General features: G+C 67.1%; 14 protein-coding genes. 3 read left to right on the top strand and 11 right to left on the bottom strand.

Annotation, left to right across the window (positions count from 1 at the left end):
- Positions 1 to 59: 59 nt before the first annotated feature.
- From LTH96_RS06445 to LTH96_RS06485, 9 genes are all read right to left on the bottom strand, one after another.
- Complete coding sequence (locus tag LTH96_RS06445) at positions 60 to 1634, bottom strand: polysaccharide biosynthesis tyrosine autokinase (protein ID WP_241464898.1); 1575 nt, start codon at positions 1632 to 1634, stop codon at positions 60 to 62.
- 210 nt (positions 1635 to 1844) lie between these two features.
- A complete protein-coding gene (locus LTH96_RS06450; protein WP_241464899.1) occupies positions 1845 to 4787 on the bottom strand; it encodes a LuxR family transcriptional regulator in 2943 nt (980 codons plus the stop codon).
- 125 nt (positions 4788 to 4912) lie between these two features.
- Positions 4913 to 5245 carry a metal-sulfur cluster assembly factor gene (locus LTH96_RS06455; protein WP_036476317.1) on the bottom strand — a complete coding sequence of 111 codons (333 nt, stop codon included), beginning with the start codon at positions 5243 to 5245 and terminating at the stop codon, positions 4913 to 4915.
- An 89-nt stretch (positions 5246 to 5334) separates the two neighbouring features.
- The gene (gene sufU / locus LTH96_RS06460) at positions 5335 to 5793 is read right to left on the bottom strand and encodes a Fe-S cluster assembly sulfur transfer protein SufU (protein WP_241464900.1); all 459 of its coding nucleotides are present in this window, start codon (positions 5791 to 5793) and stop codon (positions 5335 to 5337) included.
- Positions 5793 to 7130, bottom strand: a complete 1338-nt coding sequence (locus LTH96_RS06465; protein WP_241464901.1) for a SufS family cysteine desulfurase — start codon at positions 7128 to 7130, stop codon at positions 5793 to 5795. Before LTH96_RS06465 ends, sufU begins: the two co-directional genes overlap by 1 nt.
- A gap of 7 nt (positions 7131 to 7137) precedes the next feature.
- Positions 7138 to 7899 (bottom strand): Fe-S cluster assembly ATPase SufC, encoded by a 762-nt coding sequence (gene sufC, locus LTH96_RS06470; protein WP_241464902.1) that lies wholly within the window; start codon positions 7897 to 7899, stop codon positions 7138 to 7140.
- Between the two features lie 107 nt (positions 7900 to 8006).
- The gene (gene sufD / locus LTH96_RS06475) at positions 8007 to 9296 is read right to left on the bottom strand and encodes a Fe-S cluster assembly protein SufD (protein ID WP_241464903.1); all 1290 of its coding nucleotides are present in this window, start codon (positions 9294 to 9296) and stop codon (positions 8007 to 8009) included.
- Between the two features lie 136 nt (positions 9297 to 9432).
- Positions 9433 to 10890, bottom strand: coding sequence for a Fe-S cluster assembly protein SufB (sufB, locus tag LTH96_RS06480; RefSeq protein ID WP_241464904.1), 1458 nt, complete (start codon positions 10888 to 10890; stop codon positions 9433 to 9435).
- Complete coding sequence (locus LTH96_RS06485) at positions 10887 to 11849, bottom strand: metalloregulator ArsR/SmtB family transcription factor (RefSeq protein WP_241464905.1); 963 nt, start codon at positions 11847 to 11849, stop codon at positions 10887 to 10889. Before LTH96_RS06485 ends, sufB begins: the two co-directional genes overlap by 4 nt.
- Before the next feature lie 162 nt (positions 11850 to 12011).
- On the opposite strand from LTH96_RS06485, the gene LTH96_RS06490 reads away from it, so the two are divergent.
- Genes LTH96_RS06490 through LTH96_RS06500 form a run of 3 tightly spaced genes read left to right on the top strand, consistent with a single transcriptional unit; the run spans position 12012 to position 14832 of the window.
- Positions 12012 to 12986: an ABC transporter ATP-binding protein gene (locus tag LTH96_RS06490; protein WP_241464906.1), complete on the top strand. Its 975-nt coding sequence runs from the start codon at positions 12012 to 12014 to the stop codon at positions 12984 to 12986.
- Positions 12983 to 13744: an ABC transporter permease gene (locus LTH96_RS06495; protein WP_241464907.1), complete on the top strand. Its 762-nt coding sequence runs from the start codon at positions 12983 to 12985 to the stop codon at positions 13742 to 13744. The genes LTH96_RS06490 and LTH96_RS06495 overlap by 4 nt, the downstream gene beginning before the upstream one ends.
- An 8-nt stretch (positions 13745 to 13752) precedes the next feature.
- Positions 13753 to 14832 (top strand): heme A synthase, encoded by a 1080-nt coding sequence (locus tag LTH96_RS06500; RefSeq protein WP_241464908.1) that lies wholly within the window; start codon positions 13753 to 13755, stop codon positions 14830 to 14832.
- Between the two features lie 9 nt (positions 14833 to 14841).
- Here the strand turns inward: LTH96_RS06500 and LTH96_RS06505 are convergent, their stop codons facing one another.
- A complete protein-coding gene (locus LTH96_RS06505; protein WP_241464909.1) occupies positions 14842 to 15372 on the bottom strand; it encodes a redoxin domain-containing protein in 531 nt (176 codons plus the stop codon).
- Positions 15369 to 15845, bottom strand: a complete 477-nt coding sequence (locus LTH96_RS06510) for a DUF3052 domain-containing protein (RefSeq protein ID WP_241464910.1) — start codon at positions 15843 to 15845, stop codon at positions 15369 to 15371. Before LTH96_RS06510 ends, LTH96_RS06505 begins: the two co-directional genes overlap by 4 nt.
- Positions 15846 to 15892: the final 47 nt, after the last annotated feature.

Here is a 15892-nt window from a genome sequence, read left to right on the forward strand (position 1 = left end):
GGGCTCACCGCCGGGAAGGCGGTGGCGGGATCTGGGGTCGGAGAAGCCATGAACGCAGATCACGTCCTGTCCTGCGGGAGGGTGAAGATGTGCGCACTGCCCGGGGCAGCCTCGGAGAGCGCCAGCGTGCCGTCGGGGAGCCGACGACGCCGCGCCGAGGAGAGCCCGGAGGCCCGGGCGCTCAGGCCCTGTCCGGAGTCGCCGGGATCTCCGTCACGTCCACGTCCGCCACCGCGACGTCGCCGGCGTGACCCAGGGGGTCGACGGTCCTGGAGGCTGTCAGGTCCACGCGGGGGAACACCGGTGAACACCACTCCGACGAGTCGGGCGCGGGCTCGGGTCAGCAGTTCGAGCCCGGCGCTCAGCTGCGCCCGCGAGACCTCTCCGTAGCGGGCCACCACGATGACGCCGGTCGTGATCTGGGCAAGCAGAGCGGCAGCGGACTGGCTCAGCAGCGCAGGAGTATCGATGATGGTGACGTCGTAGGTCTCGGCGCAGCCTTCAAGCAGGGTGGCCATGGCATCGAGGGCGCAGGCCTCCAGGCCGTGGTCCGCTCCCCGGCCGGCGGGCAGGATGTCGAGACCCGGTTCCGCATCGGTGATGATCACATCTTCGAAATAGGCGCTCCCGGACAGCACCTCGTTCAGTCCAGCAGGGGTGAGGTCGGTCAGCTGGCCCCCGCCCGAGGTGCTGGTGCGAAACCAGTGCACGATGTCGGGGTTCGCGAAATCCGCTCCGATCAGCAGGGTGCGGCGGCCACCTTCCACCAGGGATCGGGCCAGGTTCACCGCAACGGTGGTGCGACCCTCCCCCTCCACCGAACTGGTGATCACATAGGAGCTCGGTGAGTCGAGGTACTTGCCGAACATCAGCCGCATGCGCATCTCCCGGAAGGACGCCACCGCCTCCACGGACCTCGGGTCGGTTCGATCCCCCTGAGTCGTCACCGTCGGCGCGCCCCTGGTGACGCCCAGCAGCGGCGCGGCTGTGAGGTCCTTGAGGTCGCGGGGAGTGCGCACCGACGTGTCGCGGGCTTCGCGCAGGAAGGCCAGTCCGAGACCGAGGAGGATCCCGACCGCTAGGCCTGTTCCCAGGACGAGCTCCAGCCGCGGTCCCTGTGGATGGGCAGACGCCACGGCGTCCTGCACCACTGAAAGTTCGACGAGGACTGCACCGTCTGAGCCAGGATCCTCGCCTGGACCTTCGATCTCGTTCACCAGGGTCTGCAGGCTGGTCACCGTGGAGTTGGCGATGTCTGCCGCTGCCTGAGCCTCGTCTGCGGTCGCGGTGATCTCCAGCAGCGAGGTGCCGCGGGGCACCTCTGCGTCGATGCTCTCGGCGAGCTGTGAGCTCGACATCGGCAGTCGCAGATCCTCGACCACGGGATCCAGCACCGCCGGGGTCGTGACCAGGTCTGCGTAGCTCTTGACCCGTTGTCCCACAACGGTGCTGCCCCGCTGGAGCTCCTCGAGACTCTCACCGGTCGCGGCAGAGACATAGATCTTGGTCGTGGACTCGTAGGTGACCGGCTGCAAGACGTAGATGGCGGCCGCGAAGAGCACGGCGATCACCGGAGTGAGCAGAATCGACGCCCAACGACGGCGGCAGATGCGCACAAAATTGTGCAAGGCCATAAGTGACAACTTCCCGGTGCAAGGTCAGTGGTCACCGTGCAGACGCCCCTGGAACGGAGGGGCGCCTGTACGGTGCGTTGACCACGCTAGGCCGGGAGGTGGGTCCTGCGTCACAGTGATGGGCGAACCCCCGCAGGGACTACGGGGGAACCCCCGTGATACCCCGTGGTGAGATCTTCAACCAGGTCAGGGGGGGGGCGTCGAACCGGCTCAGGCGCTGCGCAGGCCGCTTTCGGCCTCATCCTGGAGCATCCGACGCAGGGCGTGGCGAGATTCCAGCGCGAGCTTCCCCAGGGCGTTCGCCACGTGGTACTCCACGGTGCGCACCGAGAGGACGAGCTCCTCGGCCACGTCCTTGTTTGACAGGCCTTGACCCACCATCAGGGCGATCTCCCGTTCACGGTTTGTCAGCCCGGTCAGCGCAAACCGGGCCTTGGAACTGAGCCCCTCGGGCAGATCGATCATCCGGGCGCGCTCAGTGGTCCCCGCGACTCCCGCCGGCTTGCGCAGCGTCTGGAAGACCTCATCGGCCTGATGGAAGAGTCCATCCGCGCCGCATCCCTGGAACATCGAACCGGCCCAGAGCACCCATTCCGACGTCTGCTCGACCTTTTCCTGCAGAGAATCCCTGCCGAGCGCCACACAGTGCCCGAGGTCCAGTGCGAGGAGGCCGCGGTAGATGCTGAGCGCACCGCCATCACCGGGCACATGGGTCGATTTCAGCGCAGGAATCGCCGAGATCGTGGACATCGCGGCACTGAGGTGTTCATAGGCTGTCGCGTGCTTGCCGGCCCCCACGGCTGCCAGTCCGCGCAGATGCCGCAGCACATACTCGCGCTGAGCGGTGGAGGAGTGCTCGTCTGCACGGATCGTGCTGATCAGCGCCGGCAGCGCCTGTGCCCTGCCGCTGTGGAACAGTGACCTTCCCAGCAGCACCGCCGGCGTGAGTGCGCGGGACCAGATGTTGAGCTCCGCCTGCAGCCCGAGAACGCTGCTGACCACTCGCTCGTGGTCCTGTGCCGACGTGGCCCCCCAGGCCTCGACGAACCCTCGTCCCGCGCGGCCGAGACTGGTGTCGGTCATTCGGCGGACATGCGCGCGCAGGTCGAAGGGCCAGTTCTGCGCCGCGCGCTGCCCGCGCGCTGCCGGCACGAGGTGAGCGGCGTTGAAGGCCACCGGTGCGACATTTTCTTCACTGATGTCCAGCACCTCGGCTGCGGCCGATTCCGCAAAGTCCTGCGCCTCGGACCACAGCCCGGCCTCGAAGAGCAGGTAGGTGATGTGTATCTCGGCCTGAGCCAGCGCGCGACGATTGCGGCCGGGCCAGTTCTCGATCGCGGCGATCAGGTCGGCATACGCCTCAGTGAGACGACCTGCGGTGCGCAGCAGCGCGCCTCGCGCCACCAGCAGCACCATCTGCGCGGATTCCGTGCCAGGAACACGTCTGACCTCATCGAGAAGCGTCTCGACCTCCCGGGAGAACGACTCGGGCTGGGCGGCGTCCATGTCTTCGAGCAGCCGCCAGAGCTGCAGACTGACCCTCAGCCCGCGGGTCTCGGCCAGGAGCTGTTCGGGCGTCGCCATCCGGGTGCGCACGGCCGGATCGTCGGCTTCTAGCTTCGCTTCGAGCAGCTGCAGCACCTCGACGGTGCGCTCAGCCACCTGGAAGAGGTGCCAGTAGGATCCGCGAAGGCCAGCGGTGCGCGACGCGGTCAGGACCGTGTCGGCATAGCACAGGAGGGCCTGGGGAGATGCCTCGGCCAGCCCTTCGCCGCCGGCCAGGAAGCCCAGTGTGCTCTCCAGATCGCCACGGATCAGGCTCTCGCGCGCGAGGATCCCGCGTCGCAGCACCGGGTGGACGTTGTCATGACTGTGCGCCCAGCTGATCGTCGAGTCGATGTCGACCCTGGTGCCTGCGCGCATCGCGGCGAAGGAGAGCACCTCCAGCGTGGCGCCGGATCGGTCCACCTCGAAGGCGAGCCGGCTCAGCTCAAGAGTCTCGGCATTGTCGCCGGCGCGGCTGGCGGCGCGCGCGGCATCGGTGAGAGCCGCGACGATCGCGGGGCGATCTCCCACCGAGGGATCCAGCAGCGCGGCTTCGGCCTGGTGCCGGGCCGCAGAGGTGCCCGCGTGGACGCGGGCAAGGCGCATGTGCAGGTCCACGCGCTGTTCGCGCGGAAGATCGACGACCAGGCACTGCTGGAAGATTCTGTGCTGCAGGCAGAATCGGCCGGACTTCGCCGACTCCTGGACGAGGCTGGAATTGCGGAGCGCCTCGACGTCGACGGATGCGACACCGAGCAGTTCCCGAATCTCGTGGTCCGCGAGCGGATAGCGGGACAGGGCCAGCAGCGCCAGCACCTGCTGCACATCGGCAGGAGCCTCCTCGAAGATCTGCCGGATGCGGAGCCGCTGAGACTCCGCAGGACCCGCGCCCCGGCCAAGTCCCTCCAGCGCACGGTCCAGCGCCGCGGCGGTGATCGCCTCCTCCGGGGCGGTGAGCGTGTCGATGACATAGCTCACAAACGACGGAAAACCGCCGGTGGCGTCATGGACCCGCGCCGCAACATTGGCGCTGATCGGGAGACCCGTCTCCCGCTGGAGCAGCTCACGGACCTCTGCTCGACTGAAGGGCTCCAGCTCGATGCGCAGCGCCTCACCGGCTGTCGCGGTGTAGCGCTCCAGAGGCAGCAGGTCGGGACGCGTGGTGGGGCGGCTGGTCACCAGCGAGAGCATCGGGACGTCCTCGACCTCACGGATCGTCTGGTAGATGACGGCCGCAGAGAGCGAGTCCATCCACTGCAGGTCCTCGATGACCAGCGCGACGGGTTCGCGGATCCCATCTGTCTGCTCCTGGACCAGCGCCGCGAGTCCCTCGCCGTCGGTGGGCGCGCGGGAGCGCTGCGGCTTGTGGAGCAGGCGCACAGCGGCATACCCCGGCGTCGCCCGATCGGCGACGTCGAGGTATACATTCGCTCGCGACCAACCCGAGAGTCGAGCCACGGCCTCATTGAGCAAGGACGTCTTGCCTATACCTGGAGGGCCTTCGATCAGAATGAATCGCGGGTCGGAGGAGGAATGAACGGCCTCCGCCGCCGCCGCGATGAGTTCCAGCTCTGATTCCCGGCCCAGAAACCTGTTCAATCGTGACATATAAACTCCCTTGCACAGGCGGCATCCTGCCTGCTTCAGGGTACAGACATGGATGCCACCTGCTTCGGTCCAGCCTATGTCACGCTTCTTCCCAGGAAAAGACCTGGCAAGGCTTTAGTTCAAATCTATATGTTAAAACCGAGGGCGCGCATCTGCTCGCGACCATCGTCGGTGATCTTCTCGGGGCCCCACGGCGGCATCCAGACCCAGTTGAGCCGCCATTCGTCGACCAGGGAGCCGACGTGCTGTCCGACCTGCTCCTCCAGAACATCGGTGAGCGGGCAGGCGGCGGTGGTCAACGTCATGTCGATGAGCAGTGCACCGTCCTCGGCGTAGTGCAGGCCGTAGAGCAGACCGAGGTCCACGATGTTGATTCCGAGCTCGGGGTCGATGACGTCCTTGAGGGCTTCCTCGACATCTTCAAGCGGCGTCTGGGCCGCGGTGACAGCGTCACTCATGGCGCTCTCCTTTCCTTCGACGTTCTTGCGCGTACGTGCGGTGGTCTATGTTCGATCATCTGCTGGTTCCAACGTTGCAAGTCAAGGGTCTATGCCCTGCCGCGGGCCTGGACCAGTGCGTCGCGCAGCGCCATCCATCCCAGCAGAGCACACTTGATCCGTGCAGGATAGCGTGCCACACCGGTGAAGGCCGAGGCGTCCTCCAGCGCCTCCAGGCGCGTGGGATCCAGCTCCCTGCCGCGCGCTGCCATCAGCTCACGGAAGTATCCACCGAGCTCCTCGGCGCGGGTGACCGGCTGCGAGATCACGAGCTCGTGCATGACCGAGAGCGAGGCCTGGGAGATCGAGCAGCCCTGGCCGGTCCAGCCGAGGGCCTGGATCGTCTCCCCCGCCGGGTCAAGCTGCACCCGGAGGGTGACCTGATCTCCGCAGGTGGGATTGATCTGGAAGGATTCTCCGCCGTATTCGGTGAGCTCACCCTCACCCTGCCGCACCCGGGCGTGGTCGAGGATGACCTGTTGATAGAGCTGCTCCATCGCATCGGCCATCAGTGACCTCCCGCTGCGGAGTCGAGGCTTCCCGTGGGCGAGGGCGTCGCGAAGAACCTGCGGACCTCGTGCAGCCCGTCGATGAATGCCTCGATGTCCGCGGAGGTGGTGTAGACCCCGGCCGAGGCCCGAGCGGAGGCGTGGACGCCGAGGCGTCGGTGGATCGGCTGCGCGCAGTGGTGACCCACACGCACGGCCACCCCGGCGTTGTCGAGCACCTGGCCGACGTCGTGCGGGTGCACCGAGTCCACCTCGAAGGCCACGACGGCGAGCCGGTCGGTCGCGTCCTGCGGTCCCAGCACCCGGACCCCGGGCACCGAGGCGATGCCGTCAAGCAGCTGCCGGGTCATCTGTTTCTCATGTTCTGCGACCTGATCCATGCCCAGCTCGCGCAGGTAATCGACCGCGGCACGGAACCCGACGACCTGAGCCACCATCTGTGTGCCGGCCTCGAAGCGCTGCGGCGGGGGCATGAAGCTGGTGGAGTCCATGGTCACGACTTCGACCATCGAGCCTCCGGTGAGGAAGGGCGGCAGGTCGTTGAGCAGCTCGCGCTTGCCGTAGAGGGCGCCGACACCGGTGGGACCCACCATCTTGTGCGCGGAGAAGGCGGCGAAGTCGACGTTGAGCGCGTGCAGGTCCACCGGCATGTGCGCCGCGGTCTGACAGGCGTCGAGCACCACATAGGCGCCGACGGCTCGCGCGCGCGCCACCAGGGCGTCCACATCGGTGATCGCCCCGGTCACATTCGAGGCGTGGGTGATGGCCAGCACCCGGGTCCGCTCCCCGATCACCGAGAAGGTCTCCGGGTCCAGGCGTCCTTCGGCCGTGACGCCGATCCATCGCAGGGTGGCCCCGGTCTTGTGCGCCAGCTGCTGCCAGGGCACCAGGTTCGCATGGTGCTCCGCCTCGGTCACCACGATCTCGTCGCCGGGGGTGAGCGCATAGCGCTGGCGCGCCTCGGATGCCACCACCTCGGCGGCAGGGCTGCCGGGAGCGGCTGCGCCGGCGAGACTGGCGTTGAGGAACCCGTAGGCCACCAGGTTCAGCGCCTCGGTGGCGTTCTTGGTCCAGACGATCTCATCCTCATCGGCGCCGACGAACTCCGCCACCACGGCGCGGGAGGCCTCGTAGGCCTCGGTGGCCTCCTCGGCGATCTGGTGTGCTCCGCGGTGCACCGCGGCGTTGGTCTGCGCGTAGAACGCAGACTCGGCGTCGATGACCTGCTGCGGCTTCTGCGCGGTGGCCCCGGAGTCCAGGTACACCAGCGGCTTCCCGCCGCGGACCGTGCGGGTCAGCAGCGGGAAGTCAGCCCTGATGGTGTCTGGATTCAACATGATTCGCTCAGGCCTGGGCGGGGGCGAGGAAGCGATCGTAGCCGTTGGCCTCGAGCTCGTCGGCCAGCTCGGGTCCACCCTGCTCGGCGACTCGGCCGTCGACGAAGACGTGGACGAACTGCGGGGTGATGTAGTTCAGGATCCGGGTGTAGTGGGTGATCAGCAGCGTGCCCATGTCGTTCTCGGAGTGCGCACGGTTCACGCCGTCGGAGACCACGCGCAGGGCGTCGATGTCCAGACCCGAGTCGGTCTCGTCGAGGACCGCGAACTTCGGCCTGAACAGCTCCATCTGCAGGATCTCCACGCGCTTCTTCTCACCGCCGGAGAAGCCTTCGTTGACGTTGCGGTTGGCGAAGTCGGCGTCGATCTTGAGCTTCTCCATGGCGCCGCGGACGTCCTTGGCCCAGGTGCGCAGCTTCGGAGCCTCGCCGTCGATGGCGGTCTTCGCGGTGCGCAGGAAATTCGTCATGGTCACACCGGGGACCTCGACGGGGTACTGCATGGCCAGGAACAGCCCGGCCCGGGCGCGTTCGTCCACGGACATCTCCAGCACGTCGACGTCGTCGAGCATGATGGTGCCCGAGGTCACCTTGTAGCGGGGGTGGCCGGCGATGGTGGCGGCCAGCGTGGACTTGCCGGAGCCGTTGGGGCCCATGATGGCGTGGATCTCACCGGACTTGATGGTCAGGGTGACGCCCTTGAGGATCTCTTTGGAGCCCTGCTCGGTCTCGATGGAGACGTGCAGGTCCTTGATCGCGAGAGTAGACATTCTTTGCGTGTCCTTTGCTTGGTTCGTGAAAGTGCTGGTGGTGGAGCGAACGAGCCGCGGCAGCCGGCGGATTCCCTGCGGCCGGTGCGTCTAGAAGCCGGGTGACTCTAGAAGCCGGCGATCTTCAGTTCGTTCTCCAGGTCCTGCTGGACGGTTTCCTCGATCGACTCCACGCCGATGGCCTGGACGATCTCGTTGAGGAAGCCGCGGACCACGAGCTGGCGGGCCTCCTTCTCCGGGATGCCGCGAGCCATCAGGTAGAAGAGGTGGTTCTCGTCGAAGCGCCCTGTCGAGGAGGCGTGGCCGGCTCCCTCGATCAGGCCGGTCTCGATCTCCAGGTTCGGGATCGAGTCGGCGCGGGCGCCGTCGGAGAGGATCAGGTTCTGGTTCTTCTCATAGGAGTCGGTGCCTTCGGCGGCCTTGCGGATCAGCACATCGCCGACCCAGACGGTGCGAGCGTCCTGGCCCTGCAGCGCACCCTTGTAGAGCACGTTGGAGGTGTTCCGCGGGGAGTTGTGGTCCACGAAGCTGCGATGCTCCAGGTGCTGCCCGGCGTCGGCGAAGTAGAGGCCGTACATCGAGGCTTCCGCACCTTCGGCCGCGTAGCGGACGTTGGAGTTCATCCGGACGACCTCGCCGCCGAGGGTGACCGAGACGTGCTTGTACTTGGCGTCGCGGCCGACTTCAGCATCCTGCTGGCCCACGTGGACGGCGTCGTCGTCCCAGCGCTGCAGCGAGACCACGGTGACGTCGGCGCCGTCGCGCACGATGACCTCCACGTTGAGGTTCGCGTCGGCGGAGCCGCGGTGCTCCATCACGAAGACCGCCTTGGAGTGGGCTCCAGCCTCGAGCACGAGGTGGCCGTTGGCGCGGTGCCCGGCGGCCTCACCGGTGATGTCGAGGAACACCGGCTCGCTGAGCTCGGTGTCGGCGGCGACCGAGATGTAGTCGGCCTGCGCAGTCTGGCTGTAGCCGACGACGGCGGCGCGGTCGGCCGCCGAGAACACGGTGCCGCGCGGGGACTGGGCCTTCGCGAGCTCACCGCGGGTGACGCCGTCAGCCAGGTTGCGCACCTTCAGCGTCACGGGGGTCTGGGTGGCGGCGTCGGAGAGGACGCGGCCGAGCTTCTTCAGCGGCGAGAAGCGCCACTCCTCTTCGCGCCCGGTGGGCACGGCGAAGTCAGCCACGTTCAGGCTGGTGGTGCGGTCGGCTCGTGAGCCGCCGGTCTTGGCCTTGACGGTGGACTCGCCGAGGCCGCCATGGGTGTGTTCGGTCTCTTCATGGGCGGTGGCGAGGTTCTCGCCCTCCTCGCTCATGCCTGGGATCGTGATGCGGGCTTCCCCGACCTCGACTCCTGCGACCTGTTCCGCCTGATCGGCGGACGCGGAATTCGTCATGTGTTTCTCTTCCCTTGTTTCTGATACGCGTGTTTCTGATGCGCGGTTCGACTGAGGCTGCTCAGTGGGCGGCAGGCCCCAGCCGCCCGGTGTACGTGACCCCGAGCGGCTGGGTGGACTGCGTCGACGGGGGTGGTCAGCCCACCGAGCCTTCCATCTGCAGCTCGATCAGACGGTTGAGCTCCAGGGCGTATTCCATGGGCAGCTCACGGGCGATCGGCTCGATGAAGCCGCGCACGATCATGGCCATGGCCTCGTCCTCGGCGAGCCCGCGGGCCATGAGGTAGAACAGCTGGTCCTCGGAGACCTTGGAGACCGTGGCCTCGTGACCCAGGGTGACATCGTCCTCGCGGATATCGATGTAGGGGTAGGTGTCCGACCGGGAGATCGTGTCCACCAGCAGGGCGTCACAGACCACCGAGTTCGCGGAGTTCTTCGCTCCCGCGTTGATCTGGACCAGACCGCGGTAGGCGGCGCGGCCGCCGTTGCGGGCCACCGACTTCGACACGATGGTCGAGGAGGTGTTCGGCGCCATGTGGACCATCTTGGAACCGGTGTCCTGGTGCTGACCCTCGCCGGCGAAGGCCACCGAGAGCGTCTCACCCTTGGCGTGCTCACCGGTGAGGTAGACGGCCGGGTACTTCATGGTGACCTTGGAGCCGATGTTGCCATCGATCCACTCCATGGTGCCGCCGGTGTCGACCACGGCGCGCTTGGTCACCAGGTTGTAGACGTTGGTGGACCAGTTCTGGATGGTGGTGTAACGCACCCGGGCGTTCTTCTTCACCACGATCTCCACCACTGCTGAGTGCAGGGAGTCGGAGTCATAGATCGGCGCGGTGCAGCCTTCGATGTAGTGGACGTAGGAGTCCTCGTCGGCGATGATCAGCGTGCGCTCGAACTGACCCATGTTCTCGGTGTTGATCCGGAAGTAGGCCTGGAGCGGGATCTCCACGTGCACGCCCTTGGGGACGTAGACGAATGATCCGCCGGACCAGACCGAGGTGTTCAGTGCGGCGAACTTGTTGTCGCCGACCGGGATGACCGAGCCGAAGTACTCCTCGAAGAACTCGGGGTGCTCCTTCAGCGCGGTGTCGGTGTCCATGAAGATGACGCCCTGCTCCTCCAGATCCTCACGGATCTGGTGGTAGACGACCTCCGACTCGTACTGGGCTGCGACGCCGGAGACCAGACGCTCACGCTCGGCCTCGGGGATTCCGAGCCGCTCATAGGTGTTGCGGATGTCCTCGGGGAGGTCTTCCCAGGTCTTCGCCTGCTTCTCAGTGGAGCGCACGAAGTACTTGATGTTGTCGAAGTGGATGCCGGAGAGGTCTGCGCCCCACATCGGCATGGGCTTGCGCTCGAAGTACTTCAGGCCCTTCTTGCGCAGCTTGAGCATCCACTCGGGTTCGCTCTTCTTGGAGGAGATGTCCTCCACGACCGACTCATCGATGCCACGCTTGGCGTTGGCTCCGGCGGTGTCGGAGTCCGACCAGCCGTATTCGTAGGAACCGATGCCGTGGAGCTCGGGGTTGCGCTCCAGGATGTCGGAGGTGACCCCCTGGTCCTTTTCGCGCTGGATCTGCTCGGTCATGACAACCTCTCTTGTTGACGGGGGGAGATGACGATTCGTCTTCGTCCGCCGCTGACCTTGCGCGACTGATGTGTCGCACCGGCTGCGGCGCTGATCTGTAGTTCTGCCTCTGCGCTTGCTGCGGCGCGTTCCCGCTGCTCAGCGGCGAGCTTCTCGCGACCTACCGGCACATGAGTGGTGCAGACGTGGGCTCCGGCCGCCTGGGTGGAGAGCCGCCTGACATCGACGTCGAGCAGGCGGGAGATCATATCGGTCTCCTCCTCACAGAACACCGGATGGGCCGCGGCTATTTCCCGGATCGGGCAGTGACCCTGGCACAGCTGCGTGGACTGCATGGCCAGAAGGGGGTTGTCACGACCCACCAGGCGAGTGAACCCGGCGAACCCTTCGTCGTTGAAGAGCTGGGAGAGCCGGTCGGTGCGCTGGTCGAGGTCCACGATCTCAGCGAGCTCCTGCTCCCAGCGCTGCTCGAAGCCGGCGAAGTACTCCCGCGCCAGGCCCGCGGCGGCCTCCTGGGTCGACGCGTCCTCGGCGGCGGCGCCCGCCTCGAGGGATCCGGCGCTGGTGTCCTGCAGCAGCGACAGCGCGGTCTTGACCAGGCCCAGGTAGTCGTCACCCATGGTGCGCTGGCCGCGCTGAGAGACGACATAGCGTCGAGAGGGGCGGCCCGCGCCGCGGCGACGGGTGGTGATGTTCTTGACCTCGAGGATTCCCTGTTCGGTCATCGCATCGAGATGGCGACGCACAGCGGCAGCGGTCAGCTGCAGCTCGCTGCCCAGCGCGGCGGCGCTGATCGGGCCCTCTTCGACCACCAGCTGCAAGACCCGCTGGCGGGTCGTGCTCTCCGCGTCGCGGATCGTCTCACCCGGAGCGTCGGGCACCGGAGCGTCGGAGACAGGCGCATCCACATCGCGTGACTGAGCATCTGCGGCTGCAGACTCGGAAGCGGTGGAATACATGACCCTATTCTGACCTATTCAGAACAAAGCCGCCAGCAAGGTGGACCTAAGTCGGCGGAGACCTTCCCCACTGCACGGCTGCAGCTGCCCGCTTCAGCTGCCCGATCGCGCCTCTGCTGACCCGGGGCTCTTCTACGGGGTGTAGAAATGTAGACTGGTGCAGTGCCCCAGCATCCACCCTGTCTGACCCTGCGCCATGTGCGCTATGCCGTCGGCTCCGCTCGCAGCCCCCAGGGACTCAAGGAGATCCTGCGGGGCGTGGACCTCACCGCGCGATCCGGAGAGGTCACGGTCCTGTTGGGACCCAACGGTGCCGGAAAGACGACCACGCTCAGCTGCGCCCAGGGGCTGCTGCATCCGTCGCAGGGAACCGTCGCTCTGCTGGGCCAGGATCCCTTCCGCGCGGGCGCCGAACTCCGCGCCCGGGTCGGGGTGATGCTCCAGGACGGCGGCATGCCGCAATCGGTTCAGCCCCGCGCGCTGCTGAAGCATGTCGCCTCGCTGCACCAGAACCCCTGGCCGGTGGAAGACCTGGTCTCCCGCCTGGACATGGGCGACTTTCTGCGCACCTCGATCCGACGCCTCTCCGGCGGACAGAAGCAGCGGGTGGCGCTGGCGGCGAGCCTGCTCGGCCGTCCCGAGGTGGTGTTCCTCGACGAGCCCACCGCCGGGCTGGATCCGCAGTCCCGGCAGACCGTCTTCGAGCTCATCGGGGAGCTCCGCGAGATGGGGATGGGCATCATCCTGACCACCCATCTCCTCGAAGAGGCACAGAAGCTCGCGGACTCGGTCTTCATCCTCAAGGACGGTGAAGTGGTCCGCCATGGATCCGTCGCCGAGCTGACCGGTTCCGGTGCGACCGGTTCGGAGACCGCCACCGGTGCCGCACGGCGGATGGTGTTCACCGCCTCTCGAACCCTGACCCGTGCTGAGATCGGCAGCGCCCCGGTGAGCATCGAGCTCGACGGCGGCATCGACAACGCACCGGGTGCCGCGTGGATGACCCCGAGCCTCACCGGCCCGACCCAGCTCCGCGAGCTGGCCGCCTGGTGGGAACTGATCGGCATGATGCCCGTGGAGGTCCGCATGGAAGCCCGCACGCTGGAAGACGTCTTCTGGGAGGTCTCCGTCTCATGACCACGAGCCACGCCCCTCTGGCCCCGGCACCGCGCCCGGCGATGCGCCGGATCATCTCGCACGGGCTCTATGAGACCCGCAACGTGCTGCGCAACGGCGAGCAGCTGCTCGTCTCGCTGATCCTTCCGCTGCTGGTCCTCGTCGGCGCGCACCGGCTGGAGCTCATCACCTCCGCCGCCACACCGAGCATCGACGTCATCACCCCGGGCGTGCTGGCGCTGGCCGTGATGGCCTCGGCCTTCACCGGTCAAGGCATCGCGACCGGGTTCGAACGGCAGTATGGGGTGCTGGCATACCTGGCGACGACACCGCTGGGGGCCACGGGCCTGATCCTGGGCAAGGCCATCGCCGTGCTGGCGGTGGTCGCCGTCCAGGTGGTGGTGATCGGCACCGCCGGTCTGGTCCTGGGCTGGAACCCCGACCCGGTGGGTCTGCTGTGGCTGGGCGTCGTCGTCGTCCTGGGGGCCACCGCGTTCACGGCGCTGGGACTGCTGCTCGCGGGCACCGTGCGCGCCGAGGCGACGCTGGCGCTGACCAATGTCATCTGGGTGCTGCTCGGGGCCGCCGGCGGCTCGGTCTTCCCGCTCAACCACGACGGGGCCGGGGCGCTGCTGCTGCTGCTTCCCTCCGCGGCACTGGGTGAAGGACTGCGCACCGCCTCACTCGATGGATCGTTCCCTGTCCTGGAAGCTCTGATTCTCGCCGGGTGGGCCGCGCTGGCCGTCCTGGCCGCACGAAGGTGGTTCAACTGGCGATGAAGTTCCCGATGAATGCGATCGAAGTCTTTCGCACCAACCTCCCCACTCGGATCACCCGGGTCACCAAGGTGCTGGCCTGGGCGACGCTGATCAGCAATATCGGCATCATCCTGACCGGTGGCGCGGTCCGGCTGACCGCCTCGGGGCTCGGCTGTCCGGAGTGGCCGCGCTGCACGCCCGAGTCCTGGGTCGCGACCCAGGAGATGGGCCTGCACGGGGCGATCGAATTCGGCAACCGCCTGCTCACCTACGTGCTGGTGCTGATCTGTGCGCTGATGTTCTTCGCGCTGCTGCGGATGCGACGCAGCCACCGTCCGCTGTTCCGGATGAGCCTGGTGATCCTCGCCGGGATCCCGCTGCAGGCGGTCATCGGCGGTATCACCGTGTGGACGAACCTCAACCCGTGGATCGTGGCGCTGCACTTCCTGCTCTCCGCAGGCCTCGTGATGGTCGCGACCATGCTGCTGAACCGGATCCGTCTGGAGCTGCGCAGCGCGCAGGACGCCGCTGCGCAGGATTCAGCCGCGGACCCAGCAGCGGATCCGGCCAAGGAGTCGGGGCCGCGCGACGGTGTGGCCGGAATCCGGATGAGCCACGGCGCCTCCGACGCGGTCACCTCCGCGATGGCCCCGGTGATCCTTGCCGCGACCTGGGTCTCGGTGTTCCTGGGCACCGTGGTCACGGGAACGGGCCCACATGCCGGTGACCCCGGATCGCCTCGGCATCTCTTCGACCCCGATCTGGTGACCAGGATGCACGTGGCGCCGGTCTATGTCCTGTGCTTCGCGGCGATCGCGCTGCTGGTGCGCCAGTACCGGATCAGCACCGCTCCGAACCAGCGGCGCTCGGCCTGGTGGCTCATGGCCGTGATCATCGCCCAGGGGATCATCGGCTACGTCCAGCACTTCACCGGCCTGCCGATCATCCTGGTCGGGCTGCACATGCTCGGGTCGGCGCTGCTGGTGGTCACCGCGACCGCCGTGTTCGACAGCTACCGCGCCCGGTATGTGACCCGTGGACTCACCCGCTCCCTGACCCCGGTAGCTGCTGCAGCCGGGCCACAGACGGAGCCGGCGCAGAAGTCCTGAGCGAGCTGCTCAGCGCAGACGCCCCAGCAGGCTGAGCGCCTCATCGAGGTCACGCGCCTGTGAGGCTGGGACGGATTGGACATGCGCCACCCGAAGGGTCGAGTCCAGCAGGAAGCTGCTGCGCCGAGCTGCGCCCTTCTCGAGATCGAACGCCCCGTAACGCTGCGCAATCTCCCCGTGCGGCCAGAAGTCGCTGACCAGATCGAAGGGCAGCTCCCCGGGCGCGGCACTTGCAGACTCGGCGTCAGAGGACTCGGCGTCGGCGACGTCGGAGGTGAGCATCTGCGCGTAGGCGCGCAGGCTGTGCATCGGGTCGCAGCTGATCGCCAAGACTCTGGCTCGCAGCTCGCGGACCCGGCACCTCCGCGCCACCAGGGCCTGCAGCTCCGAGTCGCAGACCCGGCTGAATGCAAAGGGGTAGAACATCAGCAGCACCGGTGAACCGGCAAGCCGCTGAAGCTCGATCACTTCGCCATGGTGGCTGCGACCTGAGAAGCCGGGTGCCTGCTCCCCGATCTCGGGGAGCGGCGAGGAGGTCACTGCTTCTTGCGCCCCATCAGTCGGGTCGCGGCCCAGTGGGTGCTCACCCCGGCGGATGAGGTCACATGAAGACCCGCGTTGGGCGCCGCGTCCTGGATCTCAACCGGCGCGACGTAGCCGTCACGGCCGGAGCGCGGGGTCAGCAGCCACAGCACGCCGCCCTCATCGAGAGTGCCAAGGGCATCCACGAGCGCATCCGTGAGATCGTCGTCGCCGTCTCTGAACCAGACCAGCACGGCGTCGACGACCTCCTGGACGTCCTCGTCGAGCAGCTCCTCGTCGAGAAGGGCCTCCAGACGGTCACGGAAGTCGTCGTCGACGTCCTCATCCACACCGATCTCCTGGACCAGGGAATCGGGCTTGAGCCCGAGCTCCTGGAGCAGGTCGCCGAGCGAGACAACATTGGTTCCGGCGTCGTTCTTGTGGTCCGTCGAGATGCTCGACGGACCCTCGGCTGCAGAAGCCTGACTCACCTGAGGTTCCCTTCCCATTCATTAACGTCTGAAACGCAGCTCCCACC

This window comes from Nesterenkonia sp. LB17 (genome assembly GCF_022565915.1).
Taxonomy (GTDB): Bacteria; Actinomycetota; Actinomycetes; order Actinomycetales; family Micrococcaceae; genus Nesterenkonia.